Here is a 24373-nt window from a genome sequence, read left to right as displayed (position 1 = left end):
CCCTGGCCGGCAGCCGCCTATCGCCGCGTCAGCTGCTGCTGCTGCCCCTGGCCCTGGGCGGGGTGGTCGCGCTGGCGTTGCTGGGGGGCTGGGTGATTCCCCAGCTGCAGAAACTCAACGAGGCCAACCAGCGCCAGGCCCAGAAGCAGGCCACGGCGGCCGGGATTCCCCTGCTGCGGCAGCAGCTGGATCAAACAATCACCGCGACCCAACGCGCCGAGTTGCAACAGGCCCGCCTGCTGGCCCTGATCGCGGGCAGTGGGGATCTGGCCACCTTCCTCACCCAGGTAGATCGGCAAGCCCAGCGCCACGGCGTGCAGCTCGATGTGCTCCAGCCGGCCAAGCCACAGGCCGTGCCAGGGGAGCCCGCCCCAGCCGCCTCCGCAGCCCCGGCTGAGCCGCCCGATCCCCTGGCCGGTGCGGGCCTGCAGGCAACCCAGATGCAGCTCAAGGCCGTGGGCTCCTATCCAAACCTGCTTGGCTTCATCCGGGCGATGGAGCGGTTGAGCCTGCTGGTGCGGCAGAGCGGCTTCACGCTGCAGCAGGTTGGCCCCACGGCTGGCCAGGCCCCTGCCGCCGCTGAGGCCCCCGCCGCCGCCGCAGCTGATTCGCCAGCCAGCTCGCCAGCTTCCCCCCCAACCCCCGCCGCCGCGCCGGCCCCAGCCCCCACGGCGATGACCTTCACCCTGACCCTCTACAGCTCCAGCAAGACTGGTTCCAGCCAGCCTTGAGCGGGCCCAGGGGCCTGGCGGGGCGGGGTTCTGGTGGATACCATCGGGCCATTCCCGGGAAGGCTGGCCTTGGTGGCTCGGATCGGCTGCGCCTGGTTGTCGCTGGTGGTGGCGACAACGCCCCTGCTGCTGCCCGCCAACCAGGTGCTTGCCCAGGCCCGCCGACCGGCTCAGGCGGCTAACCCTGGCCCACAGGAGGCCATGGGTGGGCTGCAGCTGAAGGTGCGGCGCCTGCCCGATGCGGTGGAGCTGGTGCTGGAGCAGGCTGGCCTGGGGGCCTCCCTGACCCAGCAGCCCCTGGCCGACCGCTGGCAGGGGGACCTGCGCACGGATCGCCCCCGGGCCCTGAAGGTGGGGCCCCAGTCGCTGGCGCTGCCGGCTGAGGGTTTCGAGCGCATCAGCTTCGAGGGCAGTGGTGAGAATTTCCGGCTCACGGTGACGCCCGTGGCCGGACGCCCCCTGGCCTCGCCGGTGATCAGCAGTGACGGTCGGGACCTGGTGGTGAGCTTCCCGGCCCAGCCCAATGTGCTCTCTCAGACGGCGCGCCCCAATTTGCGCCAGCCCACCCCGGTGCCCATCGAGAGCTTTGTTCCCCCCCTGCGGCCCCGGGCCGTGGCACCGCCCCTGGGGGATATGGCGGTGGGCACGATGACGCTTCAAAATCGCGGCTACATCCGATTGAGTGGACCTCCCGTAACCCTCACCACGCGAGGAGCTAACGCCAGGGATGTGTTGATGGTGCTGGCCCAGCTGGGTGGTTATGGGTTTGTGTATGTGGATAATCCCCCTACAAGCCAGAATCCCTACCCTGGCCAGGGCGCTGGTGCGCCTGCTGAATCTTCGCCTGCAAACAAAGACGCCCCAAGGGCCCAGCCTGTCACCGTCTCATTTCGGGGTGAGGCCTACAGCAGGGCCCTCAATGCCATTCTTATGGGCTCGGGCCTGCAGGCAAGGGTCGAGGGAAATACAATCTTTGCAGGGCTTAATGTATTGTCTAAATCATTCGGTCCCCAGCTTTCCAAGGTTTATCGATTAAACCAAGTCAGCGCAAACTCAGCCGCCGATTACCTTGCCAATCTAGGCGCTTCTGTTACTAAAACCAATACCATCACCACCGCTATTACCCAGGGCGCCAATCAAAGCGCGGCCGTCATCGGGGCTACTTCCAGCGCCACCACCCAATCAAGTAGTCAGACCATGGTGGAAGCCTATGGAGCTTCTACAGGCCCCCTGGTGGGCCTGCGGGCAACTACCGACACCAGGCTGGGAACAATCACTTTAGTGGGAGATTCTTCGGTGATACTCATTGCCGAGCAATACCTAAAGCAGCTTGACCTGCGCCAGCGCCAGGTGGCGTTATCCTTGAAGATCTTAGATGTCAATTTAGATAACGACTCGACGATGAGCAATAGCTTTGCGATTCGATGGGGCAATAATTTCATTGTCAATGATAATGGCCAGCTACTTGGCGCATTTGGTAATAATTTGCCGCCGACCGCGGCGCAATTTGATGTTCTAGCTGGCGGGGCGCAATCCGCTAAACTACAAAACCAGACCCTTGACTCAGGGCAACTTAACAGCCAGGAAATTGTTCAGGTTGCGCCTCTTAACCCTGCACCCGTAAATCCTGGAACTGCCTATCCGCCGAATCAGTTTTATGACTTTCTAAGGGCTCAAATAGTTTCTGCAAATACAAAACTATTGGCCAGCCCTACCTTGATTCTTCAGGAAAATCCAGCGGAATTGCGTGAATCAGGTCAATCCAGTGGAGCGGGATCATCTAGTCCAGGGGCGCTAGATGATTACAATATTGATTCCCCAATCGGTCGACGCCGAGCCAATGAAGGAGTTGTTCGTGTAGGAACTAATGTTATTACCCAGTATGATCCCTCCAGCTCGGCTAATGCCTCCGGAACAAGCAATATAATAACCTGCAAGCCCACTCTTACCACCGCTGGATTGGTTTTGGGTGCTCGGGTAGAAAAAATTGACGACAATGGTTTTGTTACTTTTGCATTGTCGCCGAGCGTCTCAGCCATTACGGGTAGTAATCCGGTGCCAGGTTGCGGTAATATTAATATATTAAGTGTGCGGCGCCTAGATACTGGCGCCCTGCGGGTACGCGACGGTCAGACTTTGATCATGACCGGCGTGATTTCCGATTTTGATCGTGCCGAGGTGAGGAAGTGGCCCATCTTGGGGGATATTCCATTTATTGGCTCGCTGTTCCGTTCCAGCGGCAATGTTCGTCAAAAACGTGAATTGGTGATCATGGTAACTCCCAAGATCATCGATGACGAAATGGGTGGTGCCTATGGATATGGGTTCAGGCCTGATACGGAAGAGGCCAGGCGCATGATCTATGGCTCGCCTGGCCAATGAACGGGCGTTTGCTAGTTGTGGGCGCACTTTTGCTTGCCCTTTTTGGCTGCAGCAGCGCACCCAACGGCGACTCAGCAGCCAATCGGGCCGATGTTGATCCGTCAGCCCTGCAGAGGCGGCCCCAACCGGAAGGGCCCACCGCCCAAGCCTCCCTTGCTTCTGCAGGTCTTACCCAGGCCCCTACGGCCCAACAGGTGATCGAGAGCTTCCCTGAGGGCCGGCTGGATCCCTTCGGCCCCATTCCCGCTCCCCTTGCTGCAGCTCAGGCCCAGGCTCCAACACCAGCCAAGATCCGTGAAATGCTCGGCAACTTTGCGGTGCTTGGTTTCATCAAGGCATCCGGCCAGCAGGCAGTGTTTGTTCAACACGAAAGTAGGTCGGGCGAGGTGTACCTCGATCAAGTGGGGGGCCAGTCGACTGAATTTTTGCCCAGGGGTTGGAGGCTGGTAGCCATTGAGGCCAGAAAGGGTCGTATCGGTTTGACCAGAGCGGATCTCAAAGACCCCGTATTTATCAAAATCTAGTATTTTTTTACGGGTCCATTTCAGCGGCGCTTGCAAGCCACTGGCTGGCGCTGGCTGGTTTGGTGACTGCTCAGAAGGGCAAGGGGATCAGGGCCTTGGCCGCCAGCGGTGCCAACACCTGGAAGAGCCCCGCCGCCCCTTGGAGCAGGGTGCCGCCCATGCCGTTGCCCCCCGCCGGTTTCTTTGCTCCTTTATTCAGTTGTTCCGCTTCCCTGCGCAGCTCGATGGCTGTTTCTGGGGCGCCCTGCCGCTCATAGAGGCTGGCTGCATAGATGAAATCCTGCACCCCTTCCTCGCGTTTTGCCTGCTCGACCCGCGTGATGCCGCGGGCCAGCCAGGTGATCGCAGCATCCGGTTGTTTGAGGAGGGCCTGATTGAAATATTTTTCCGCTTCAGGCAAACGCCCCTCGAGGGCCGCTTCCACGCCCGCATTGTGCAGCGCCGCATAACTGCTGAGCTCGGCGCTCACGCCAATGGCCCCTTTCCAGTGGCTTGTAGCGAGGGCATTGGTGTCAAGTTGGGCGCCACTGAGATCCGCGTCGCGCAGATCCGTGCCCTCCAGCTTGGTGCCGCGCAGATTGGCTCCCCGCAGGGATGCCCCCAGCAGGGAACTGAAGCTCAGATCGGCACCGCTGAGATTGGCGCCATCGAGCTGGGCCCGGCCCAGATTGGCTCGCTGCAGCTGGGCTCGCTGCAGCTGGGCGTCCCGCAGATCGGCGTGCACCAGGTCTGCATCCTGGAGTTTGCAGCCCTGGCAGGCCTTGTGAGCGAGCAGCTGCATCAGCTGGTCGTTGTTCACCGCCCCTGCCGGCCCCAGCCCCAGGGCCAGCTCCAGGACCAGACCCATGGCCAGACCCAGGAACGGGGTGGCTGCCGCGCCCGGTGGCCTGGGGATCGGGATTGCCATCGAGAGCCTGGGAGAGCTGGAACGCCAAGGTCTTGATAGCGCAGCCCCGCTCCGCCAGAAACCTCCTCGCTGCGGAGCCGTCTGTGGTTGTCGTGCACCCCGATTAACTTGCAGCCATGCCGATGCCGCCTCCTGAGCGCCACGGCGGCAACCTGGCCACCACTGCTGAGCGTCTTGGTTGCCGTCCCTCCCAGCTGCTGGATGCCAGTGCCTCCCTGGTGCCCTTCGGGCCGCCCTGGGCTGTGCGCTGGCAGTTGCTGCGGGCTGCTTTCGGGGCCCAAGCCCGGGTTTACCCCGATCGCGATCACGCGGCCCTGAGGGCCGCCCTGGCCGGCTTCCACGGCCTCAGCCCCGATGCGGTGCTGCCGGGCAACGGCGCAGCCGAGCTGTTCACCTGGGCGGCCCGGGATGCGGCGGCGGCTGGTGTGAGTGTGCTGCCCCAGCCGGGCTTCGCCGACTACCCGCGGGCCCTGGCCTGCTGGGCAGGTGCCTGGCGAGCCATGCCCCTGCCACTCCAGCCAGCACTGCAGCCAGCAGTGCAGCCCCAGCAGTTCCCGGCCCCACCAGCGGCCGAGGTGCTGTGGATCACCAATCCCCACAACCCCACCGGCCAGCTGTGGAGCAGGGCCTCCCTGGAGCCCCTGCTGGGGCGGTTTGCCCTGGTGATCGTCGATGAGGCCTTTCTGCCCCTGGTGCCAGCCGGAGAAGACCAGAGCCTGATACCCCTGGTGGCGGCCCAGCCAAACCTGGTGGTGATCCGCAGCCTCACCAAGCTCTATGGCATTGCCGGCTTGCGGCTGGGCTACGCGGTCGCCCAGCCCCAGCGGCTGCGGCGCTGGGGCTGCTGGCGCGATCCTTGGCCGGTGAATGGTCTGGCCGCCGCCGTGGGCGAAGGCCTGCTTGGCAATCCCGCCGCCTGTCGCCGCTGGGGCCGCAGGGTGCAGCGCTGGACGGCCCGTGAAGGGGCCTGGCTCCAGCAGCAGCTGGCCCAGTTGCCGGGCATCAGCCCCCTGCCTTCGGCCGCCAACTTCCTGTTGATTCGCGGCGAAACCTCCCTGCTGCCGCTGCGGGAACGGCTGGAGCGTCGCCACCACATCCTGCTGCGCGACTGCCGCTCCTTTGACGGTCTGGGGCAGAACTGGCTGCGGATCGGCTACCAGAGCCACCAGCACAACCGCCGCATCATCGACTCCCTGCGTCAGGAGCTGGCTGAGCGCTGAGCCTGCAGGCTCAGCAGCAGAGCCGCCACCTGCCGATCGGCATCGCGCACCGCCAGCTGGGCCATGGCGGCTCCCATGGCCACCAGTGGATCGGAGTTGGCAGCCGCCCCCCGCAGTCGCGGCCCCAGCAGGCGCCAGAGGCTGCGCTCGAGAGCCGGTTCGCTTGGCGGGTGCTGCCACACGATCACGGCGGCCCCCAGTTGGGCCGCAGCTGCGGCATTGGCATCCTGGTGGCGATCGGCGGCGGCGGGATAGGGCACCAGAATTGCCGGGGTGCCGGCTACCGCCAGTTCGCTCAGGGCGCCGGCGCCACTGCGGCTGATCACCAGGTCGGCGTGTTGCAGCAGGCCGGGGATCTCGTCGCTGAAGGGCCGCTCTACCACGCCGGCCGGCAGCGGCTGGCCCGCCTCGGGGTCGTTGCTGCCGGTGAGGTGCACCACCCGCACCCCGGCCGCCGCGAGCGGGGCGAGCAGGGGCCGCAGCATGCGGTTGAGGCCGAGGGCCCCCTGGCTGCCGCCCATCACCAGCAGCAGGGGGCCCGGCCCCAGGGGCGCCCAGGCAGGCAGGGGGGCGGGCTCCAGGAAGGCCTGGCGCACGGGGGTGCCCGTGACGACCGGCCGGCAGCGGGGCAGGCGGTCGGCGGCCTGGGGCAGGCCGACGGCCACCCGGCTGCAGAGCCAGCCCAGCAGGCGGGTCACCTTGCCGGGCACGGCATTGCTCTCGTGCAGCACCACCGGCACGCCGCTCCAGCGGGCCGCCAAAATGGCCGGCGCGGCGATGTAGCCGCCACTGGTGAACACCGCCTCGATGCCCTCCCGGCTAATCATGTGCCGCACGGAACCACTGGCCCGCAGCAGTTGCACCAGGTTCCAGAGTTTGCTCAGGCCCCGGCCCTGGAGCCCGCCGGCCCGCACCGTCTGGAGTGGATAGCGGCTGGGCACCAGTTGGCGTTCCATCCGGTCGGGCACGCCCAGCCATTGGATGCTCCAGTCCGCCGGCATCGCATCGGCCACCGCCAGGGCTGGGAACAGGTGGCCGCCGGTGCCGCTGGCAGCGATCAGGAGCCTGGGCATGGATGCGAGGGGTCGCGGGCGCGCCTAACTTAAAAGCGGTTTCCGCCGCCCAGATGCCGAGCCCCCAGCTTTTGAGACGCTTGCCGTTTGGCCTGCTGTTCGGCCTGCTGCTGGCCAATCCAGCGGCGGCGGCCGCAGCGATGCCCAGTGGGGCCCAGCTGCAGCTGCTGGAGAAGGCCCTCAACGGCGGCGCAGAGCTGGCGGCCGTGCTGGAGAACGGCACGGGCCTGGATGTCACCCTGGTGGAGTTGCGGCGCCGGGCCCTGTTGCGCCAATTTCCCGATGCCCGCTGGCAGGTGGGCCCCGGCGCGCCCCTGCGTGACGGCAGCGCCACGGTGCAACTACAGGTGACTGGCAGTCGCCAGGAAGGCCCCACACGCTTCCGGCTGGAGGCCCAGCAACAGCTGGTGCTCAGCAGCAGCGGCAGCCGCATCAATGGCCAAACCGTGATTCGTGAGCAAGCCTTGCTGCGCAGTGGCGAGGTCGATCTGCCGGTCAGCCTGTTGATCCCCGATGCCGTGCTCACCGGCCAGCGCTACGACCTGGATGTGCTGATTGATGAACCCCTCGATGGAGCCATCGTTGCCGGTGGCCTGGTGGCCCTGACCGGTCAGCAGGTAAGTGCACTCGAGAGCCCCGACCTGCAGCTCGGAGCCCTCGGCGGCGGCGGCCTGTTCAAGACCGTGCAAGCTCCTTTCACCCCCGGTTCCCAAACCTGGGCCGTGCTGCTGGTGCACCCAAAGGGCCTGATCAGTGCCACCAAGCGGGTACGGGTGGTGACTGACAAGGCCCAGTTGAATCCCTGAGCCGGGGTGCCCCATTTCGGTTGCCCTAAAGATGCTGGACGTCCACTCAAGATTTGGGTGGTGGACGACGATCCCGAGCTGCGCACCATGCTCACCACCTACCTGGGCCAGGAGGGGTATGGGGTCCGGGGCTTGGCCGATGGGGGCCAGTTGCTGGCCCGTCTTGGCATCGAGCGACCCGATCTCCTTGTCCTAGATCAGATGTTGCCGGGTCAGGATGGCTTGACCCTGCTGCGAAGCCTGCGCGATGGGGGTGACGACTTGCCGGTGTTGATGCTCACCGCCCGCGGCGATGCTGTCGACCGGATCATCGGTCTTGAGCAAGGCGCCGACGATTACATGGCCAAGCCCTTCCTGCCGCGGGAGCTGAGTGCTCGGATTGCGGCTGTCCTGAGGCGTCGCCAGGCAGGCCCGGTAGGCGCACCCCAACGCAACCGGGACCCGGTCGCCTTCGGTGAACTGAAGTTGGATCTCGAGGCCAGGCAACTCGAGCGGCACGGGGAGCTGGTGCCGATTACCAGTGGAGAGTTCGCCCTGCTTGCGGTCTTCGTGGACCATCCCCATCGCCCCTTGTCCCGTGAGCGGTTGGTTGAACTGGCCCGGGGTCCGGCCAGCGCCATTGATAGCCGCAGCATGGATGTGCAGATCTCGCGCCTGCGGCGTCTGGTCGAGCCCGATCCCAGCCGGCCCCGCTATCTCCAAACCGTATGGGGCTATGGCTACGTCTTCGTGCCTGATGGTCAGCCCCGTCGCTAGGCGCCTATTGGTCTATGGGAGCCTGGGGCTGGGGATTGCGTCCCTGACCCTGGTGCTTCTTCAGACCCTGCTGGCCCAGCGTTTGGAGCGCAGCCGCATCGAGCAGCTGGGCGGTGACGTGTCCTTCAGCCTCAACCTGGGGTCCCTTGCTCTGGAGAGCCTGCCCCCCACGGGTCTGGCCCAGGTGACTGGTCTGCGCCTCGCGGTGGGTCGTACGCCAGCGGGCAGTTCCGGCCTCCAGGCCAGGCAGCTGCGGGCGGTGCTCTGCCGGCGACTGGCCCAGTGTCCATCGGTGCGGGTGGCTCCGCCTCCGGAACAGGGGTTATGGGTGGAGATGGTCTCGCCGCTGGAGCAGGTTTGGCTGTTTGTTCCCTTGCCTGGTGCTCAGCTCTGGCCACCGGATGCCACCTTGCTTGCCATCGCCCTGCTGGCGGGGGGGCTGGTTTCAATGCTCCTAGTACTGACCCTGGAGGTGGATCGCCCCCTGAGGCAGCTTGAGTTGGCCCTGGCCCGCGGTGGAGATGATCTCGCGGCGATGGCTGCGGCCTTGCAGGCCCTGCCTGACCAGCAGGGCACCCCTGCGGTCCGACGCCTTGTCAGGCATACCGGCTCAATGTTGGAGCGGCTGCGGCGAGCGGCTCAGGATCGCTCAGAAATGCTGGCCGGGATCGCCCATGACCTTCGCTCTCCGCTTACCCGCCTGCGCCTGCGTCTCAGCCTGAACGGCCGCGGAGGCGATGACCGTTCCAGCGCCGATCTCGATGCGCTGGAACGCATCACCGATCAATTTCTGGTGTTTGCACGGGGTGAGCAGGCTGAACTCGCAGTGCAGGTGCCGTTGGCGCAGCTTTTGGCCGAGGTGGCTGCCTCCTATGGCGATGATCTGGAGCTGGATCTTGTGCCCCTCGAGCGCTGGGTACGGCCCATCGCCCTGGGGCGGGCCGTGGCCAATCTCCTGGACAATTCCAGGTCCCATGGATGGGCGCCTTTTCGTCTGAGCTTGGGGCCCTGGGGTGGGCGGGGCCAGGGTTTTGAAATTCAGGTGTGGGATGGGGGGCGAGGCATTTCGGCCGATGCTTGGGATCGGGCCCTGCAGCCTTTCAATCGCCTCGATCCAGCGAGGGGTGGCGCAGGCCACGCTGGCCTGGGCCTGGCCATTGCCCAACGGGTCGCCAGGGCCGGGGGCGGTGAGCTCGTACAGCTGCGTCAGCCGCCACCCGCTCCAGGCCTGAACTTTGGTCTGGCGATTCGCTTTGGGTCGTTGCCCCGTCCCTGAGCGGCAGACACATCCGGTCACAATCGGGCCGCTGGTCTGTCGCGGTTCAGTCAGATTTTCCCGTCATGGTTGGGAAGTCGTTTCCTCCTGATTGCCAAGTGAACTTCAATTCCGGCTTCTCTACCCATTGTTGGCGTCGTTCTCCTGTCACCTCGCTGGCGATACCTTTGGCGGCCCTATTGGTGGGATTGGCCCCTTTCCCCGCCAGAGCGGAGGGCCCCTCACCGGCTTCCAAACTCACCGCGGAGCAGCGCGTCAAGATCTTTCCGGAGCAGAAGGCTTTGGCCGTGAAGAATCAAAAGGCCCGCATCACAATCTTGCAGCAGGGGGAACGCTGTCTGAGCGCGGCAGCCACTTCTGATGCGCTGAAAGGTTGCATGCGCCAGGAGCGAAAGCAGAACATGGCGCAGCGTCGTAGTGAATGGTCGGAGCTTCGCAGCCTGTATGCCCGTTATGGCATCAAGCTGCCTGAAAGCCGCCCTAAATCCGATGTAAAGCAGCTCAAGGCGAGTCCAGGTCCCGCAACGAAGACCCAGACTCCCTGAGGTTCTGACCTGCTTGCTTCAGGCCTCGTCGAGGGCGGCCACGCCGGGCAGCACCTTGCCTTCCAGCAGCTCCAGGCTGGCGCCGCCGCCGGTGGAGATGTGGCTCATCTTCTCGGCCACGCCCACCTTCTCCACGGCGGCCACCGAGTCGCCACCGCCGATGATCGTGATCGTGCCGGTGGCGCTCAGCTCCGCCAGGGTGTGGGCGATGCCGTTGGTGCCGGCGGCAAACTTGTCGAACTCGAACACGCCCATCGGCCCGTTCCAGATCACGGTCTTGCAGTCGGCCAGGGCCGCCTGGAACACCTTCAGGGAGTCGGGGCCGATGTCGAGGCCCATCCAGCCGTCGGGAATCGCCTCCACTTTGGCGATCTGGCTATTGGCATCGGGGGCGAAGTTGTCGGCCAGCACCACATCGGTGGGCAGCAGGAACTGCACGCCCTTGGCGGCCGCCTTGGCCTCGAGTTCCCGGGCCAGCTCCAGCTTGTCCTCTTCCACCAGGCTCTTGCCCACCGAGAGGCCGCGGGCCTTGTAGAAGGTGAAGATCATGCCGCCGCCGATCAGGATCTTGTCGCACTTGTCGATCAGGGCTTCGAGCACGCCGATCTTGCTGCTCACCTTGGAGCCACCCACGATTGCCGCCAGGGGGCGCTTGGGCGCATCGATGGCGCCCTGCAGGTAGGCCAGCTCCTTCTCCATCAGGTGGCCGGCCACGCTGGGATTGAGAAACTTGGTAACCCCCTCGGTGGAGGCGTGGGCCCGGTGGGCGGCGCCGAAGGCGTCGTTTACGTAGACCTCAGCAAGGGAGGCCAATTTTTGGGCAAATTCGGCCTCGTTCTTCTCTTCCTCAGCGAAGAAGCGCACGTTCTCGAGCAACACCACACCGCCTTCCTCCAGGGCGGCCACCTTGGCCTCGGCGTCGGGGCCGATGCAGCTTTCAGTCTTGGTGACGGGCACGCCCAGCAGGTCGCTGAGGCGGGCGGCCACCTGGGTGAGGCGCATGCCCTCGTTCACCTGGCCCTTGGGCCGGCCGAAGTGGGCTGCCAGGATCACCTTGGCGCCGTTCTCGCGCAGGTGGGCGATGGTGGGCAGGGCCGCACGGATGCGGGTGTCATCGGTGATGGCGCCGGCGTCGTCGAGCGGTACGTTGAAGTCAACCCGCACCAGCACGCGCTTGCCGCGGAGATCATCGGCCGAAAGGCTGGCCAGGGATCGCTTCGCCATGGGGCTCCAGGTGATAGGGAATAGCCGGGGGAGGTTAGCCCCCGACCCGCCCCTGGCTTTTCTCTTGCCCTCCCACTTGAACTCCCACTTGCCTCCCTTCGGCTTTCCCCCACCCGGCCGCCCTGGCCGGATTCCGGAGCGCCCTCCAGACTGAAATATCCCAGCCCTTAACGGCCCTGTCTGCGTACCCCGCGCCATGTTCGAAACCGTTCTTTTTCCCATCGACCAGAGCCGTCAGGCCTTGGAAACGGCGGCGGTGGCCCTGAAACTGGCCCAGCAGCACGCCAGCTCCCTGGTGCTGCTTTCGGTGGTGGAGCCCGGCCAGGACGACCCGGCCGCCACCGCTGAGCTGCTCCAGCAGGCCCGGGCCCGGTTTGAGCAGGCTGGGGTGAGCTGCCGGGTGATCGAGCGTGAGGGCATGCCAGCTTTTGTGATCGGTGATGTGGCCGATGAGATCAATGCCGATGTGATCGTGATGGGCACCCGCGGCATCGCGATCGAGAGCGACCAACAGAGCACCGCGGCGAGGGTGATCCAGCTGGCTCCCTGTCCGGTGCTGGTGGTGCCCTAGGTGACGCAACTCAGCGTCAATGCCCCGGCGATCCAGTGGTATCCGGGCCACATCGCCAAGGCGGAGAGGGCCCTCAACGCAAATCTCGCCAAGGTGGATTTGGTGATCGAGGTGCGCGACGCCCGCATTCCGCTGGCCACCTCCCACCCCCGGCTGCAGCGCTGGATCGGCAATAAGCAGCACCTGCTGGTGATCAATCGGGTCGACATGATTCCGGCGCCGGTGCGCCAGGCCTGGACCGCCTGGTTCCGGGCCCAGGAGCAGACCTGCTGGTGGTGTGACGCCAAGGTGGGCACCGGCGTCAAGCAGCTGCAACAGGCGGCGATCCGGGCCGGGGAGGCCCTCAATGCCCGCCGGGCCGGCAGGGGCATGAAGCCGCGGCCGGTGCGGGCCCTGATGCTGGGCTTCCCCAACGTGGGCAAGTCGGCCCTGATCAACCGGTTGGTGCGCCAGAAGGTGGTGGACAGCGCCCGCCGGGCCGGAGTGACCCGCAGCCTGCGTTGGGTGCGGCTGGGCCAGGACCTCGACCTGCTAGATGCCCCAGGCGTGCTGCCGCCCCGCCTAGACGACCAGCAGGCAGCCCTGCGCCTGGCCCTCTGCGATGACATTGGCCAGGCGGCCTATGACAACGAGGCCGCTGCCCTGGCCTTTGTGGCTCTGCTGGCCGGATTGGAGCAGCTTCCCGCCGCTGGAGTGCCCCATGGCCTGCTGGAGCGCCGCTACGGATTAGCTGTGCAGAATTCTGTACAGGATGTACGGAATCTTGAAGCCCCGGCTTTTCAGCCTGATGCCGATGCCTGGCTGGCCGCCGCCGCCGAGCGCCATACCAGTGGCGACAGCCTGCGCATGGCCACCAAGCTGCTCGACGATTTTCGCTGCGGCCGGCTGGGGGCGATCGCCCTGGAGCTGCCGTGAGCGAGTTCGGCGAAGGCGAAGGTGAGTTGCTGACGCTCACCTACCCCAAGCCCCTGCCGATGCGGCTGGATCGCTGGCTGGTGGCCCAGCGGCCGGAGCAGAGTCGGGCCCGGATCCAGAAGTTCATCGAAGCCGGCTATGTGCGGGTCAATGGGGTCACCGGCCGGGCCAAGACCCCCCTGCGCCAGGGCGACAGCGTGGCGCTGTGGATGCCGCCGCCGGAGCCCCTGCCCTATCTGGTGCCCCAGGCCATGCCCCTGGATGTGCTCTACGAAGACTCCCATCTGATCGTGCTCAATAAGCCCGCCGGGCTCACCGTGCATCCGGCGCCCGGCAACAGGGACGGCACCCTGGTGAATGGCCTGCTGCACCACTGCCCCGACCTGCCCGGCATCGGCGGGGAGCTGCGGCCCGGCATCGTGCACCGGCTCGACAAGGACACGACGGGCTGCATCGTGGTGGCCAAGAGCCAGGAGGCGCTGGTGAAGCTGCAGGTGCAGATCCAGAAGCGGATCGCCTCGCGCCAGTATCTGGCGGTGGTGCACGGGGTGCCTACGGCCGATTCCGGCACGGTCGTGGCCCCCATCGGCCGCCACCCAGCCGACCGCAAGAAATACGCCGTAGTCCACGACGACTCGGGCCGCCACGCCTGCACCCACTGGCGCCTGGTGGAGCGGCTGGGCGACTACTCCCTCCTGCGTTTCAAGCTGGATACCGGCCGCACCCACCAGATCCGGGTGCACTGCGCCCACCTGGGCCATCCGATCGTGGGTGACCCGGTGTACTCCCGCTGCCGCAAGCTGCCGCTGGATATGCCCGGCCAGGCCCTACACGCCGTGCAGCTGGGGCTCAACCACCCGATCCACGGCGAGCGGATCGTGTGCGAGGCGCCGCTGCCGGAGCTGTTTGAGCGCTTGCTGGCGGCGCTCAGGCGGCGCTAGGCAGCCGCGGGCAGGCCTCCACAAGCTTGCGGGTGATGGCCGCCTGGGGATGGCTCAGCAACCGGGCGCCCGGGCCCTCCTCCACGATTACGCCGCCGTCGAGCACGATCACCCGGTGGCAGAAGCCGCTGGCCACCGACAGGTCGTGGGTGACAAACAGCAGGCCCAGGCCCAGCCGCTGCTGCAGATCCCGCAGCAGGGCCAGCACGTCGGCCTGCACTTCGGCGTCGAGCATGCTGACGCTTTCGTCGCAGAGCAGCACTTTTGGCTCCAGCACCAGGGCCCGGGCGATGGCCACCCGCTGCTGCTGGCCGCCCGAGAGCTGGCTGGGCAGGCGGTTTTCGAAGGCTTCAGCTGGGGTCAGCCCCACGGCAGAGAGGAGTTCCCGGGCCCGGCGGCGGGCCTGGTTACGGCTGGCCAGGCCGTGGATCAGCAGGGGATCGGCGATGGCTTCGCCCACAACCATCTGTGGGTTGAGGCAGGCCAGGGGGTCTTGAAAAACCATCTGCAGGCCCCGTCGCGCCTGGCGTAGGGCCTGGCCGCGCAGGGCCAGCAGGTTGCGGCCTTCGAGTCGCACCGTGCCGCCCCGCACCGGTGCCAACCCCATCAGGGCTCGGCAGAGGGTGCTCTTGCCGCAGCCTGATGCCCCCACCAGGCCAATGGTTTCGCCCCGCTGCAGCCTCAGGCTCACCCCGTCCACCGCTTTGAGCCAGCGGCGTTGCCAGGGCAGGGAGGGCAAAGGGTGCCAGCTGCGCAACTCCTCCAGCTCCAGCAGGGCCGGCGCCGGTGCGGGCATCGCACTCTGGGCTCCCTCCCGCTGCCGCGCCTTGGCCACTAGCCGCTGGGCCAGGGGGGAGGCCGGGGCGGTGAGCAGTTGTTGGGCGGGGGCCTGCTCGATCAGGCGGCCCTGGTCCAGCACGGCGATCTGGTCGCACCAGCGGCCCGCCAGCGCGAGGTCGTGGCTGATCAGCAGCAGGGCGCTGCCCGCTTCGCCGCAAAGTGCGCTGAGCTCCCCCATCACCTGGCCGGCGATGGCCACATCCAGGCTGGTGGTGGGCTCGTCGGCGATCACCAGGGGCGGATTGAGGGCCATGGCCAGGGCGATCGCCAGCCGCTGACGCATGCCGCCGCTGAATTCATGGGGGTAGCTGCCGTAGCGCTGGGGGTTGATCCCGACCCTGGTCAGCAGCTCCTCGGCCCGTTCTCGCACCTGGCGCCGCCGCCAGCGGGGCCGGTGGGCGGCCAGGGTGTCCCCCAGGTGGTCGCCGATGGTCAGCAGGGGGTTGAGCCGGGTCATGGGGTCCTGGAAAACCAGGCCCACCGCCTCGCCACGCAGTTGGCGCAGGGCCGGCCGCTGCAGCCGGCCGGGCTCCTGCCCCGCCAGCAGTAGCCCGCCGCTGCACTGGCTGCCTGGGGGCAGGAGCTGCAGCACCGCCCGGGCCACGGTGCTCTTGCCGCAGCCGGAGGGCCCAACCAGGGCCAGCCTCTGGCCTGGGCTCAGGCTCAGGGTCAGCCCATCCAGGGTGGGCTGGTCGCAGCCCGGGTAGCGCACCACCAGGTGGTCAATCGCAAGCACGGGGCTGGTCATGGTCTCCAGCTAGGCAGTATCTGCATACGATGGGAGAAATCCACAGGGCGGAATGCTCAAGGCGGTTGCCGATCTTGATCAGGACCGATCGATCCGCCCCCCTGCTGACTATGGCGTGCCCCTGCCCGAGTGGCTGCAGCGCTGCCTAGAGCACGTGCCGCCGGGCCAGGACAACAGCTGCCCTACGGACCCCGAGCTGCTGCTCGCCTGCGCCTTCGATTACGCCTACCGCCATCACCAGGGCCAGTTGCGGGCCACAGGCGAGCCCTACATCATCCATCCGATCGCCGTTGCCGATCTGCTGCGGGAGACCGGCGCCAGTGCAGGGGTAATCGCCGCCGGCTTCCTGCACGACGTGGTCGAGGACACCGGAGTCACCCCCGATGAGATCGAGGCCCACTTCGGCGCCGAGGTGCGGGCCCTGGTGGAGGGGGTCACCAAGTTGGGCGGGATCCATTTCACCAACTACACCGAGGCCCAGGCAGAAAATTTGCGTCGCATGTTTCTGGCCATGGCCAGCGACATCCGCGTGGTGCTGGTGAAGTTGGCAGACCGCCTCCACAACATGCGCACGCTGGCGGCCCTCAAGCCAGAGAAGCAGCAGCGCATCGCCCGCGAAACCCGGGAGATCTATGCCCCCCTCGCCAACCGGTTGGGGATTGGCAGGCTCAAGTGGGAGCTGGAGGATCTGGCCTTCAAAATCCTCGAGCCCGAGGCCTACCGCGACATTCAGAAGCAGGTGGCAACCAAGCGCAGTGACCGGGAAGAGCGCCTGGGGGTGACCGTGCAGTTGCTGCGGGATCGCCTCGCCGCCGCGGGGCTGCACAACTGTGAGGTGAGTGGCCGGCCCAAGCACCTCTATGGCATCTGGAGCAAAATGCAGCGCCAGCAGAAGGCGTTCCACGAAATCATCGACGTGGCCGCCCTCAGGATCCTCTGCCCCAACCTGGAGGGCTGCTATCGGGCCCTGGCGGTTGTCCACGACACGTTCCGGCCGATTCCCGGTCGCTTCAAGGACTACATCGGCCTACCCAAGCCCAATGGCTACCAGTCGCTGCATACGGCGGTGATCGGTCGCCATCGGCCGATTGAGGTGCAGATCCGCACCACTGAGATGCACCGGGTGGCCGAGTACGGCATCGCCGCCCATTGGAAATACAAGGAGGGCGGTTCACCGGCGGCCCCCGGGGCCGATGCGGAGCGCTTCAACTGGCTGCGCCAGCTGGTGGACTGGCAGAAGGATGACGGTGGCAAGGACAGCAGCGATTTTTTGCGTTCCATCAAGGAGGACCTCTTCGACGAGGAGGTGTTCGTGTTCACCCCCAATGGCGATGTGGTGGGGCTGCGCAAGGGTTCCACCGCCGTTGATTTCGCCTACCGGATCCATTCCGAGATCGGCAACCACTGCCAGGGAGTGCGCATCAACGATCGCCTCTGCCCCTTGGCCACCCCGCTACAGAACGGCGATTTCGTGCAGGTGATCACCGCCAAGACGGCGCACCCGAGCCTCGACTGGCTCAATTTCGTGGCCACCCCCACGGCCCGCAACCGCATCCGCCATTGGTACAAGACGAGCCATCGCGACCAGAACATCCTGCGCGGCACCGAGATGTTGGAGCGCGAACTGGGTCGCGACGGCTTCGATGCCCTGCTCAGCGGCGAGGCGATCGCCCGGGTGGCCCGCCGTTGCAACCTTGCCGGCACGGAGGATCTGCTGGCATCCCTCGGCTTTGGTGGGGTCACGCTGCACCAGTTGCTAAATCGGCTGCGGGAGGAACTGCGCCTGGCCAGCGCCGCCGCTGTGGCGGTGCCCAGCAATGAGCAGGTCGCCGCCGAGCTTTCAGCCCACGCTGCCCATCCCGATCTCCAGTCTTCGTCGCCGGCGGGCACCAGCGCAATCTTGGGCCTCGAAGGCCTCGACTATCGGCTGGGGGGGTGTTGCACCCCCCTGCCCGGCGAGCCGATCTTGGGAGCGGTGGCCCTGGGTAACCACGGCATCACCATCCATCGCCAGGACTGCTCCAACCTGGGCCAGGTGCCGGCCGAACGGCGCCTGCCGGTGCGCTGGAACTCCGCGGTGCAAGTCAGCCCGCGGCGTTATCCAGTGCAGTTGCGCATCGAGGTGCTCGATCGAGTTGGCGTGCTCAAGGACATCCTCACGCGCCTCTCAGACCACCGCATCAACGTCAGTGATGCCCGGGTGCGCACCACTCCCGGTAAGCCGGCCCGCATTGACCTGCGGGTGGAGCTCGACAGTTCCGGCCAGCTGGCCAGCACCATCGGCCAGATCCGTTCTATGGCCGACGTGCTTGACATCGCCCGCACCGGGATCGGCTAGACCCGGATGGATTAAGGGCAAATTGAAGCTTTAAGGCAAGGTGAAGCCGCCGGTGTTGAGGTGCTTCAGGTCGAGCATCACCACCGTCAGCCAGCCCAGTAGGGCCAGGCCCCCCAGGGAACCCAGCACCAGCAGCAGGCCGGAGAGTGCCGAGCCAGAGGATCCCTTGCCGTCTGCCACAGGTAGTTGTTGAGGGTCTTTGATCTTCGCACCAGTGGCCCTAGTCGAAGAGGTCGGGGTCGCTGCTGCTGATCTCGTCCCAGAGGGATTGAAAATTCAGCCAGCCGGCCTGCTCCGTGCCGATTCGGGCGTGGGTGTATTCGGCCCACTCGTTTCGGATCAGCTGGGGTTCACCCGCCGCCTCCGCAAGCAGCTGGCTCTGGCAGCAGCGTTCCATGGCAATGAACCAGAACGCCGCCGCATCAACGCTCTCGCCCACGCTGAGCAGGCCGTGATTCTGGTGGATGGCTGCTTTGCCGTGATCAAAGTGCCTGGCGAAGCTCTGGCCGGATTCCTCTTCCAGCACCACCTTGCCGCCGTCTTCGCTGATCAAGGCGTGGTCGTTGAAGAACATGCAGGCATCCTGCGTGATCGGATTGAGGTGCCGGCCCAGGCTGGCAAAGGCCCTGCCGTATGGGGAATGGGCGTGGGCCGCGGCATTCACTTCCGGTCGACGCTGATGGATCGCGGCATGCAACACGAAGGCCGCCCGGTTGACCGGACGGTTGCCGATCACCACCTCGCCGGCATGGTTCACCAGGATCAGGTCGCTGACTCGCATCCGCCGAAATGAATGGGCGAAGGGGTTCACCCAGAAGTGGTCTGGATATTCCGGGTCCCGGGCGGTGATGTGCCCGGCGACCCCTTCGCCGAAGCCAAGGCGGCCAAAGATGCGCAGGGCGCCGGCCAGCCTTTCCTTGCGGTGTTGTCTTTCCTCGGCCAAGCAGCTGAAAATTGGCGGGCTTTGATGCCGGATGTTTTTGGGGGTGAGTGGCACCCCATCGATACAGCCGCTGTCCGCTGGCTCCATCGCAATTAGGCGGCTTTCTGGTTGGAGGCGGCACGGCGGGAGTTGGCCTGGCGAGTTGCCTTCGAGCGCCCCAGCGGCAGGATCAGCAAATCGGTGATGCCGTTGAGGCCATTGGCCAGCAGTTCCCAGGTGGATTCAAGCTGGGGCAGCAGTTTCCAGCCGATCCGCACAGATCCACTGGCAAGTGAGAGCACGGCTGTCACTGCCACCACGGCCAGGGCTGCGAAGCCGAGCATCTGGGCAACCCCGAGCAGCAGGCGCACCAGGCCTTTGGCCATGATGTGAACGCCGCTGATCAGGTTGTAGATCGCCTGGCTGGCAACCAGCAGGCTATCGAGCTTCACAAAGTGGGCGAGGCCAAACAGGATTGCCAAAGCGGCTGCCCCGGCGATGCTCAACATCAGTCCTTTGCGGAGCTCCTGGGAGTCTGTTTTGGACCAGTTTGGAGATCGCTGGGCCCGTCCAGACTGCTTGTTGGCAGAGCTGAACTCGAGGATCTTATCCATGGAGTGATGGTGCGATTCGCAGCGGTTGGCCGCCATTGCCATGGGACGGTTGACCAGCTGGCCTATGGCTTGCTGGTCAGCGGCTTCTGATTGGCGTTGCCGTAGTTACAGCCCGTTTGGGCCTGGTTACCTACAACCACCCCACCTGCGGGATAGCCAGTCATGACCTCCGAGCAAGCGGCCCAGCTGATCGACGAAACCCTCGACCTGGTGCATCAGCGCCTCCAGGATCTCCAGGCCCAATCTCTCCCCCGGGAGCAGCACGCCCTGGCAGAGGAGTTTCGCGAGTGGCGCCACCCGGAAGGTGGCCACATCGACCTGATGGTGTTTCCGGGGCTGGCTAACCCCTGAGCAGGGCGCTAGATCTGCGGGCACTTTGGCGCTGAAATGCTGCGATACCCGACCACGTCGGATTTGCTGACACCATCGCCGCCGGGTCTCCCCCGCCAGTGCGGGCGACACCGAGTGCTTCAGCTGGCTGCGCCAGCTCGTGGATTGGCAGAATGATGGCGGGGCCATGACAGCAGCGACTACCTCGCCTCGATCAAGGACGACCTCTTCGATGAGGAGGTGTTTGTGTTCACCCCCAACGGCGATTGCGTGCAGGTGATCCCGCCAAGGCGACCCACCCCAGCCTCGATTGGTTGAACTTCGTGGCCACCGCGACGAGAACATCAGCCGCGGTACCGAGATGCTCGAGCGCGAGTTGGGCCGGGATGGCTTTGATGCCTTGCTCCACGGGAAGGCGATGGCCAAGGTGGCCAAGTGTTGCAACCTGGTCGGCACCGAAGATCTGCTGGCCTCCGAAGCGGCTGCCCCCGGTGCTCAGCAATGGGCAGAAAGACATCTTGATTCGCGCCGCCGCAGGCAAGCTCACCAACACCATGAACCAAATCCCCATCCGGCAGATGTGCTCGACATCTGCCGGATGGGGATTGGTTGAACCCATCTTGCTTGAAACCCTGGCAAAATACCCGCTACAGTTCACTGTGTCCACAGGATCTATATTGCCGAATGAATCAGAGCTCCCGCTTTCGTGGCCTGCTCGCTTCTTTGAGTTGGCTTGGGGCTCTTGCTGTAACGGCTATCTCCTTGCCGGCACGGTCGATTGAAGTGGTGCAGATCAAGTTCCCTTTTGATTTGGGTACCTATACCGTCAAAGTTTCGGAGCTTGCTAATTCGAAGGCCCTGCTCAATGGCACCAGTGATTTGGCAGAGGTTGACCGTGCGACGGACGGCAAACTTGGTCAACTTTTGGCCAAGGCATTTTTTACGCCCCTCCCCCTGAGTAAGGCAACATTTCAAGGAGGTGGCGGTACAGCCATCGTTGATCAGGTGATCGCAGGCTTGGCGGCGCTCGGCCAGCTTCAAGGGCTTACGTCCATGCAATCACAGCAAGAATTCAAAGCAGCGATTAAGCGGGCCACCGAGGCAGGCCCCGTCACCTTGTCATCGATCCTGCAGCAGTTGCCTGGCCAGAGCGCCAGCTTTGACTTGGACAAGATGCTTGCCAACATGCAGCGAAATGTGGGATTGATGCGGGTGGCCAACCAATTGGCGGCCAGCCTTCCTCCGGCAACCATTGACCCCCAGCTTCAGAAGCCAGGTCCCCTGCCGATTGCCTCACGACGGATTGAGCTGGTGGCGGCCCACCGGCAGGCGCCCGTTGAGATCGAGGTGATTGCGCCCACGCGGAACCCCAATGGCAAGCTTGTGGTGATCTCCCATGGATTATGGGATTCGCCCCATAGTTTTTGGGGCTGGGCTGAATACTTGGCCTCCTATGGCTACACCGTGACTCTTCCGGTTCATCAGGGGAGTGATAAAGGCCAGCAAGCCGCAATGTTGGATGGATCGGCACCGCCTCCTTCCCCTGCTGAATTACGACTCAGGCCTCAGGATGTGAAAGCAATTCTCGATGCAGTGGCCGATGGCCGTCTTGCTGGATTTCAGGGTATTGATACTAAAAATGTTGTAGCGATAGGCCATTCATGGGGTGGGGTTACTGTAGGCCAGTTGGCTGGTATTCGCGCCAACGGTGACTTGCTTCGACTGCGCTGCCCCAATCGCAATGATCCTGATGAGAGTATTAGCTGGGTTTTGCAATGCTCCTTTGTCAATGCGACTGCCGATTTCAATATGTCTGATACGAGGGTCAAGGCCATTGTTGTGGTGAGCCCACCGATTGGCTTGATAGCTGATCCTCGTATTGGTCAAGACGGCCTGCATGCACGCATTCTCCTGATCTCCGGAACTCGTGATTTTGTTGTTCCTCCGGATCCCGAGGCGATAGGTCCCTTTGGTATGGCTCCTGATGATGGTCACCATCTCGTGCTAGCAAAAGGCGGTGACCATTTCAATTTGCGTGCTCCGAAAGGTGAGAAGTCGGTGGCTGTTCTCTCGCCAGTGATTTTGGCTTGGGTGAATGGGGCCTTTGCGGCGGGCTCCTCCGTAGCGCCTGGACCCAATGCTTCTGATCTGCTTCCAGCCAACGGCTGGGGCAGCCCAACCATGGTTTTGGTGGATGTGCCGAGGGAGAAAGCCAAGCGATAGGTCCTAAGACTTGAGAGCCAAGACTGTGGCTTTTTATCTAGCCGGGAATCAACCAACGTAGGGGGGTAAAGCGCAATCTTTGCTCCCAAGTGCGAAATATCATCCAGGCTTGTTGGTAGCTCAGCGCCTCCTTCTTGGCATTTGCTACCCCTGAATAGCCCAGCGCACCCGCTAGCAAAAGGCGCTTCGAGGTGTAGCTCTTCGAGAGGTCCACGGTAAGGGCGATCTCCCGCAAGGCGTCTGCTTCTGGGGTCCATCGCGCCAGAAAGTGTTCCTGGGCCTGGGCGACAACGGCGCCAGCCTCAGAGCCTTGCTCCAGGGCTAGAGCCAGGCATTGGTCAAGCACCATGGCGCTTTCCATTGCGGCATTCACGCCCTGGCCGATGGGGGGCACCGGCGCTCCCGCATCGCCGGCTAGTACCACCCGGCCGCTGACGAGGGAAGAACAGCGCTTGGATTTGCCTGTGGCGATGCAGTCCCGCTGGCTGAACTCTGCGATGCGTTCTGGTGAGGCATAACGAAGAAGCAAAGGCTGGGTTTGTTGAAGAAACTTCTTGGCCTCGTCTGCAGAGGAAAAACTACGAGATCCTGAAAATCCAAGCTGGCAAAACCATCGAGGATCTTCCCTTCCGTTCGGCCCGTTAATGGCGCCGGTTACTGCCGTTACAGGGCGAACTGCATGCACATATAGATACTCAGGATTCAACTCGTCGAGATGTTGGTCAAGATGCAGCATGATTGAGTGATTCCCTAGGTCCATTGATGACACAGAGAACGATGGATCAAGCTGTTGCAATGTGGAGCGGGTGGCGCTTCCGCTCCCATCGCAGCCAATGATCATGTCAAATGTTTCTTCATGGCAGCTGCTTTTGTCTGTTGACTCCAGAAGAAGGATGCCTTTTCTTGCGTCAATGAGATGCGCCCTTGTGGCAAAGAACAGGCGTGAGTTGGCCGAGCCAGCTTGGCTTAGCTCTGCTTGAAGAACCCTGCATATGTCTCCCCGGCTTCCAGTCCAGCCTTGTCCTGGATAGGCCTCGGTCATCGTTCTGTTGGGTGCTCGATTTGTCCATGCAGGGAGTGCATATTTGAGGCCACGAAATCGAATCAGCTCCTGGTCAAAGCGTTTGCTTGCTCCCACATGTTCTGCGGCTTTTTTCCCGTGACCAGTGATATCTATTGTGTAGCTGCGATTGGGGTTGTAGGTGGCCGTCTCCAGATGATTGCCGCCCCTTTCAAAGATCGTGATGTCAACCCCACGTCTTGCCAGGGCCAGTCCACAGGTGAGTCCGGCAGGTCCGGCACCAATGATGGCTATTTTGAGAGGGGTTGGCATTTCGACGCTTTGCTTCCGCAATAGGTTAGGTGTTGTGAGGTGGGTGCTTTGCCGATAGGGCTAGATAGGTGCCTTGGCTATCTTGTGAACCTCTAATTTGTCAATCAATATGTTGCGCTTCGTTTTTGACTAGTTTGTGTCCAGTCATGACCGCCGCGGAAGCGCCCCAACTGATTGGCACCTGCCTCGATCTGGTGCACCAGGGCCTTCAAGACTTGTAGGCCCAATTCCTGGCTGTCGAGCAGCGGGCCCTGTCGGCGGAATTTCGGTAATGGCGCCATCCCAATGGGGGCCATATCGATCTGATGGTGTTCCCCGGCCTGGCCAGCTAACCGCTGAAATGGGGTGATGGTTTCCTCCATCGGCACTGACCACGGCCATCCCCACGACCACCTCCACGGCTACGGCTTCGACACCATTGCCGCCGTGGCCACCGCCGTGGCCCCTGGGGAGGGCAGTGTGGCCATCGTGCGGATTTCTGGGCCTGGGGCCGAAGCGATTGGTCACCAGTTGTTTGTGGCCCCAGGCAGCCAAAGCTGGGAGAGCCACCGGGTGCTCTACGGCCACGTGGTGGATCCGGCCAGCGGTGAGCGCGTTGATGAGGCCCTGCTGTTGTTGATGCGGGCCCCCCGCAGCTTCACCCGGGAAGACGTGGTGGAACTGCACTGCCATGGCGGCCTGGTGGCGGTGCAGCGGGTGCTGGAATTGATGCTGGCGGCTGGGGCACGGCGGGCGTTGCCGGGGGAATTCAGCCAGCGGGCGTTTTTAAACGGCCGGCTCGACCTCACCCGCGCCGAAGCGATTAGCGAGATGATCACGGCTCGCAGCCGCCGGGCGGCCCAGCTGGCGATGGCTGGCCTCGATGGCGGCCTGCATCAGCGCATCGGCGCCCTGCGCGAGCGGTTGCTCGATCAGCTGGCGGAGCTGGAGGCCCGGGTTGATTTCGAGGAGGATCTGTCGCCCCTCGATGGCAATGCGGTGGCGGCCGAGCTGGCGGCGGTTCACGGCGAGCTGGAGCAGCTGGTGGCCGAGGCGCGCCAGGGGGAGTTGCTGCGCGAGGGCCTGCGGGTGGCGATCGTGGGCCGGCCGAACGTGGTCAAATCCAGCCTGCTCAACCTGCTCAGCCAGCGGCAGAAGGCGATCGTGACCGAACT

At 64.4% G+C, this 24373-nt stretch carries 24 protein-coding genes and 1 pseudogene; 16 read left to right on the top strand and 9 right to left on the bottom strand.

Features of this window, described 5'->3' with window-relative positions; all coding sequences use genetic code 11:
* The 3 genes from KBZ15_RS02865 to KBZ15_RS02855 all read left to right on the top strand — a co-directional run.
* On the top strand, positions 1 to 731 hold a 731-nt coding region (locus KBZ15_RS02865), incomplete at its 5' end, for a hypothetical protein (protein ID WP_255013167.1).
* A gap of 105 nt (positions 732 to 836) precedes the next feature.
* Positions 837 to 3113, top strand: a complete 2277-nt coding sequence (locus KBZ15_RS02860; protein ID WP_255013170.1) for a general secretion pathway protein D — start codon at positions 837 to 839, stop codon at positions 3111 to 3113.
* A gap of 29 nt (positions 3114 to 3142) precedes the next feature.
* The gene (locus KBZ15_RS02855; RefSeq protein WP_255013165.1) at positions 3143 to 3637 is read left to right on the top strand and encodes a hypothetical protein; all 495 of its coding nucleotides are present in this window, start codon (positions 3143 to 3145) and stop codon (positions 3635 to 3637) included.
* A 70-nt stretch (positions 3638 to 3707) separates the two neighbouring features.
* On the opposite strand, the gene KBZ15_RS02850 is transcribed toward KBZ15_RS02855, so the two are convergent.
* A complete protein-coding gene (locus KBZ15_RS02850) occupies positions 3708 to 4544 on the bottom strand; it encodes a pentapeptide repeat-containing protein (protein ID WP_255013162.1) in 837 nt (278 codons plus the stop codon).
* 122 nt (positions 4545 to 4666) lie between these two features.
* On the opposite strand from KBZ15_RS02850, the gene KBZ15_RS02845 reads away from it, so the two are divergent.
* Positions 4667 to 5764, top strand: a complete 1098-nt coding sequence (locus KBZ15_RS02845; RefSeq protein ID WP_396123391.1) for a pyridoxal phosphate-dependent aminotransferase — start codon at positions 4667 to 4669, stop codon at positions 5762 to 5764.
* Here KBZ15_RS02845 and KBZ15_RS02840 read toward each other — a convergent pair.
* The gene (locus KBZ15_RS02840) at positions 5743 to 6837 is read right to left on the bottom strand and encodes a glycosyltransferase (protein WP_255013158.1); all 1095 of its coding nucleotides are present in this window, start codon (positions 6835 to 6837) and stop codon (positions 5743 to 5745) included. The two genes, KBZ15_RS02845 and KBZ15_RS02840, sit on opposite strands and share 22 nt — an antisense overlap.
* Positions 6838 to 6890: 53 nt before the next feature.
* On the opposite strand from KBZ15_RS02840, the gene KBZ15_RS02835 reads away from it, so the two are divergent.
* The 4 genes from KBZ15_RS02835 to KBZ15_RS02820 all read left to right on the top strand — a co-directional run bounded on the left by KBZ15_RS02835 (position 6891) and on the right by KBZ15_RS02820 (position 10220).
* Positions 6891 to 7643 carry a hypothetical protein gene (locus tag KBZ15_RS02835; protein ID WP_255013156.1) on the top strand — a complete coding sequence of 251 codons (753 nt, stop codon included), beginning with the start codon at positions 6891 to 6893 and terminating at the stop codon, positions 7641 to 7643.
* Positions 7644 to 7694: 51 nt separating this feature from the next.
* On the top strand, positions 7695 to 8399 hold the full coding sequence (locus KBZ15_RS02830; protein ID WP_315859843.1) for a response regulator: 705 nt from the start codon (positions 7695 to 7697) through the stop codon (positions 8397 to 8399).
* Positions 8359 to 9675, top strand: coding sequence for a HAMP domain-containing sensor histidine kinase (locus KBZ15_RS02825; RefSeq protein ID WP_255013152.1), 1317 nt, complete (start codon positions 8359 to 8361; stop codon positions 9673 to 9675). The genes KBZ15_RS02830 and KBZ15_RS02825 overlap by 41 nt, the downstream gene beginning before the upstream one ends.
* Before the next feature lie 98 nt (positions 9676 to 9773).
* Entirely contained in the window at positions 9774 to 10220 is a 447-nt protein-coding gene (locus KBZ15_RS02820; RefSeq protein ID WP_255013150.1) for a hypothetical protein, read from the top strand.
* Between the two features lie 18 nt (positions 10221 to 10238).
* On the opposite strand, the gene KBZ15_RS02815 is transcribed toward KBZ15_RS02820, so the two are convergent.
* Positions 10239 to 11444, bottom strand: coding sequence for a phosphoglycerate kinase (locus KBZ15_RS02815; RefSeq protein ID WP_255013148.1), 1206 nt, complete (start codon positions 11442 to 11444; stop codon positions 10239 to 10241).
* 196 nt (positions 11445 to 11640) lie between these two features.
* Here KBZ15_RS02815 and KBZ15_RS02810 point away from each other — a divergent pair, with 196 nt between their 5' ends.
* From KBZ15_RS02810 to KBZ15_RS02800, 3 genes are read left to right on the top strand one after another with little or no spacing between them, the layout of a single operon-like run.
* Positions 11641 to 12015, top strand: coding sequence for a universal stress protein (locus KBZ15_RS02810; RefSeq protein WP_197152085.1), 375 nt, complete (start codon positions 11641 to 11643; stop codon positions 12013 to 12015).
* Positions 12016 to 12930 carry a ribosome biogenesis GTPase YlqF gene (ylqF, locus tag KBZ15_RS02805; RefSeq protein ID WP_255013147.1) on the top strand — a complete coding sequence of 305 codons (915 nt, stop codon included), beginning with the start codon at positions 12016 to 12018 and terminating at the stop codon, positions 12928 to 12930.
* Complete coding sequence (locus KBZ15_RS02800) at positions 12927 to 13871, top strand: RluA family pseudouridine synthase (protein ID WP_255013145.1); 945 nt, start codon at positions 12927 to 12929, stop codon at positions 13869 to 13871. Before ylqF ends, KBZ15_RS02800 begins: the two co-directional genes overlap by 4 nt.
* On the opposite strand, the gene KBZ15_RS02795 is transcribed toward KBZ15_RS02800, so the two are convergent.
* Entirely contained in the window at positions 13858 to 15459 is a 1602-nt protein-coding gene (locus KBZ15_RS02795; protein WP_255013143.1) for an ABC transporter ATP-binding protein, read from the bottom strand. The two genes, KBZ15_RS02800 and KBZ15_RS02795, sit on opposite strands and share 14 nt — an antisense overlap.
* A 52-nt stretch (positions 15460 to 15511) precedes the next feature.
* Here KBZ15_RS02795 and KBZ15_RS02790 point away from each other — a divergent pair, with 52 nt between their 5' ends.
* Positions 15512 to 17797, top strand: coding sequence for a bifunctional (p)ppGpp synthetase/guanosine-3',5'-bis(diphosphate) 3'-pyrophosphohydrolase (locus KBZ15_RS02790; RefSeq protein WP_255013142.1), 2286 nt, complete (start codon positions 15512 to 15514; stop codon positions 17795 to 17797).
* 30 nt (positions 17798 to 17827) lie between these two features.
* Here KBZ15_RS02790 and KBZ15_RS02785 read toward each other — a convergent pair whose 3' ends face one another.
* Genes KBZ15_RS02785 through KBZ15_RS02775 form a run of 3 tightly spaced genes read right to left on the bottom strand, consistent with a single transcriptional unit; the run spans position 17828 to position 19228 of the window.
* Positions 17828 to 17977 carry a hypothetical protein gene (locus tag KBZ15_RS02785; RefSeq protein WP_197152072.1) on the bottom strand — a complete coding sequence of 50 codons (150 nt, stop codon included), beginning with the start codon at positions 17975 to 17977 and terminating at the stop codon, positions 17828 to 17830.
* A 40-nt stretch (positions 17978 to 18017) separates the two neighbouring features.
* On the bottom strand, positions 18018 to 18827 hold the full coding sequence (locus KBZ15_RS02780; RefSeq protein WP_255013140.1) for a class II aldolase/adducin family protein: 810 nt from the start codon (positions 18825 to 18827) through the stop codon (positions 18018 to 18020).
* 5 nt (positions 18828 to 18832) lie between these two features.
* On the bottom strand, positions 18833 to 19228 hold the full coding sequence (locus KBZ15_RS02775) for a hypothetical protein (protein WP_255013138.1): 396 nt from the start codon (positions 19226 to 19228) through the stop codon (positions 18833 to 18835).
* Between the two features lie 267 nt (positions 19229 to 19495).
* Between KBZ15_RS02775 and KBZ15_RS02770 the strand changes: the two genes are divergently transcribed.
* The 3 genes and pseudogenes from KBZ15_RS02770 (at position 19496) to KBZ15_RS02760 (ending at position 21886) form a co-directional block, all read left to right on the top strand.
* Positions 19496 to 19684: a hypothetical protein gene (locus KBZ15_RS02770; RefSeq protein ID WP_197152069.1), complete on the top strand. Its 189-nt coding sequence runs from the start codon at positions 19496 to 19498 to the stop codon at positions 19682 to 19684.
* Positions 19685 to 19772: 88 nt separating this feature from the next.
* Positions 19773 to 20138, top strand: a pseudogene (locus tag KBZ15_RS02765) ((p)ppGpp synthetase); the annotation flags it as partial.
* 209 nt (positions 20139 to 20347) lie between these two features.
* Complete coding sequence (locus tag KBZ15_RS02760) at positions 20348 to 21886, top strand: alpha/beta fold hydrolase (RefSeq protein ID WP_255013137.1); 1539 nt, start codon at positions 20348 to 20350, stop codon at positions 21884 to 21886.
* A 37-nt stretch (positions 21887 to 21923) separates the two neighbouring features.
* Here KBZ15_RS02760 and KBZ15_RS02755 read toward each other — a convergent pair whose 3' ends face one another.
* Positions 21924 to 23219: an NAD(P)/FAD-dependent oxidoreductase gene (locus KBZ15_RS02755; protein ID WP_255013135.1), complete on the bottom strand. Its 1296-nt coding sequence runs from the start codon at positions 23217 to 23219 to the stop codon at positions 21924 to 21926.
* A 104-nt stretch (positions 23220 to 23323) separates the two neighbouring features.
* On the bottom strand, positions 23324 to 23581 hold the full coding sequence (locus KBZ15_RS02750; protein ID WP_255013133.1) for a hypothetical protein: 258 nt from the start codon (positions 23579 to 23581) through the stop codon (positions 23324 to 23326).
* On the opposite strand from KBZ15_RS02750, the gene mnmE reads away from it, so the two are divergent.
* Positions 23568 to 24373: tRNA uridine-5-carboxymethylaminomethyl(34) synthesis GTPase MnmE (gene mnmE, locus KBZ15_RS02745; RefSeq protein WP_255013131.1), on the top strand; the 806-nt coding region annotated here is incomplete at its 3' end. The two genes, KBZ15_RS02750 and mnmE, sit on opposite strands and share 14 nt — an antisense overlap.

The organism is Cyanobium sp. BA20m-p-22 (genome assembly GCF_024346275.1).
GTDB lineage: Bacteria > Cyanobacteriota > Cyanobacteriia > PCC-6307 > Cyanobiaceae > Cyanobium_A.
Note: the sequence above shows the minus strand (reverse complement) of the source record. Positions and strands in the feature narration are given on the sequence as shown.

Coding starts and splice junctions, on each gene's coding strand:
- KBZ15_RS02850 (WP_255013162.1), bottom strand. CDS start 4,544: ATGGCAATCCCGATCCCCAGGCCACCGGGCGCGGCAGCCACCCCGTTC.
- KBZ15_RS02845 (WP_396123391.1), top strand. CDS start 4,667: ATGCCGCCTCCTGAGCGCCACGGCGGCAACCTGGCCACCACTGCTGAG.
- KBZ15_RS02840 (WP_255013158.1), bottom strand. CDS start 6,837: ATGCCCAGGCTCCTGATCGCTGCCAGCGGCACCGGCGGCCACCTGTTC.
- KBZ15_RS02835 (WP_255013156.1), top strand. CDS start 6,891: ATGCCGAGCCCCCAGCTTTTGAGACGCTTGCCGTTTGGCCTGCTGTTC.
- KBZ15_RS02825 (WP_255013152.1), top strand. CDS start 8,359: ATGGCTACGTCTTCGTGCCTGATGGTCAGCCCCGTCGCTAGGCGCCTA.
- KBZ15_RS02815 (WP_255013148.1), bottom strand. CDS start 11,444: ATGGCGAAGCGATCCCTGGCCAGCCTTTCGGCCGATGATCTCCGCGGC.
- KBZ15_RS02810 (WP_197152085.1), top strand. CDS start 11,641: ATGTTCGAAACCGTTCTTTTTCCCATCGACCAGAGCCGTCAGGCCTTG.
- KBZ15_RS02795 (WP_255013143.1), bottom strand. CDS start 15,459: ATGACCAGCCCCGTGCTTGCGATTGACCACCTGGTGGTGCGCTACCCG.
- KBZ15_RS02790 (WP_255013142.1), top strand. CDS start 15,512: ATGCTCAAGGCGGTTGCCGATCTTGATCAGGACCGATCGATCCGCCCC.
- KBZ15_RS02780 (WP_255013140.1), bottom strand. CDS start 18,827: ATGGAGCCAGCGGACAGCGGCTGTATCGATGGGGTGCCACTCACCCCC.
- KBZ15_RS02775 (WP_255013138.1), bottom strand. CDS start 19,228: ATGTTGAGCATCGCCGGGGCAGCCGCTTTGGCAATCCTGTTTGGCCTC.
- KBZ15_RS02770 (WP_197152069.1), top strand. CDS start 19,496: ATGACCTCCGAGCAAGCGGCCCAGCTGATCGACGAAACCCTCGACCTG.
- KBZ15_RS02760 (WP_255013137.1), top strand. CDS start 20,348: ATGAATCAGAGCTCCCGCTTTCGTGGCCTGCTCGCTTCTTTGAGTTGG.
- KBZ15_RS02755 (WP_255013135.1), bottom strand. CDS start 23,219: ATGCCAACCCCTCTCAAAATAGCCATCATTGGTGCCGGACCTGCCGGA.
- KBZ15_RS02750 (WP_255013133.1), bottom strand. CDS start 23,581: ATGGAGGAAACCATCACCCCATTTCAGCGGTTAGCTGGCCAGGCCGGG.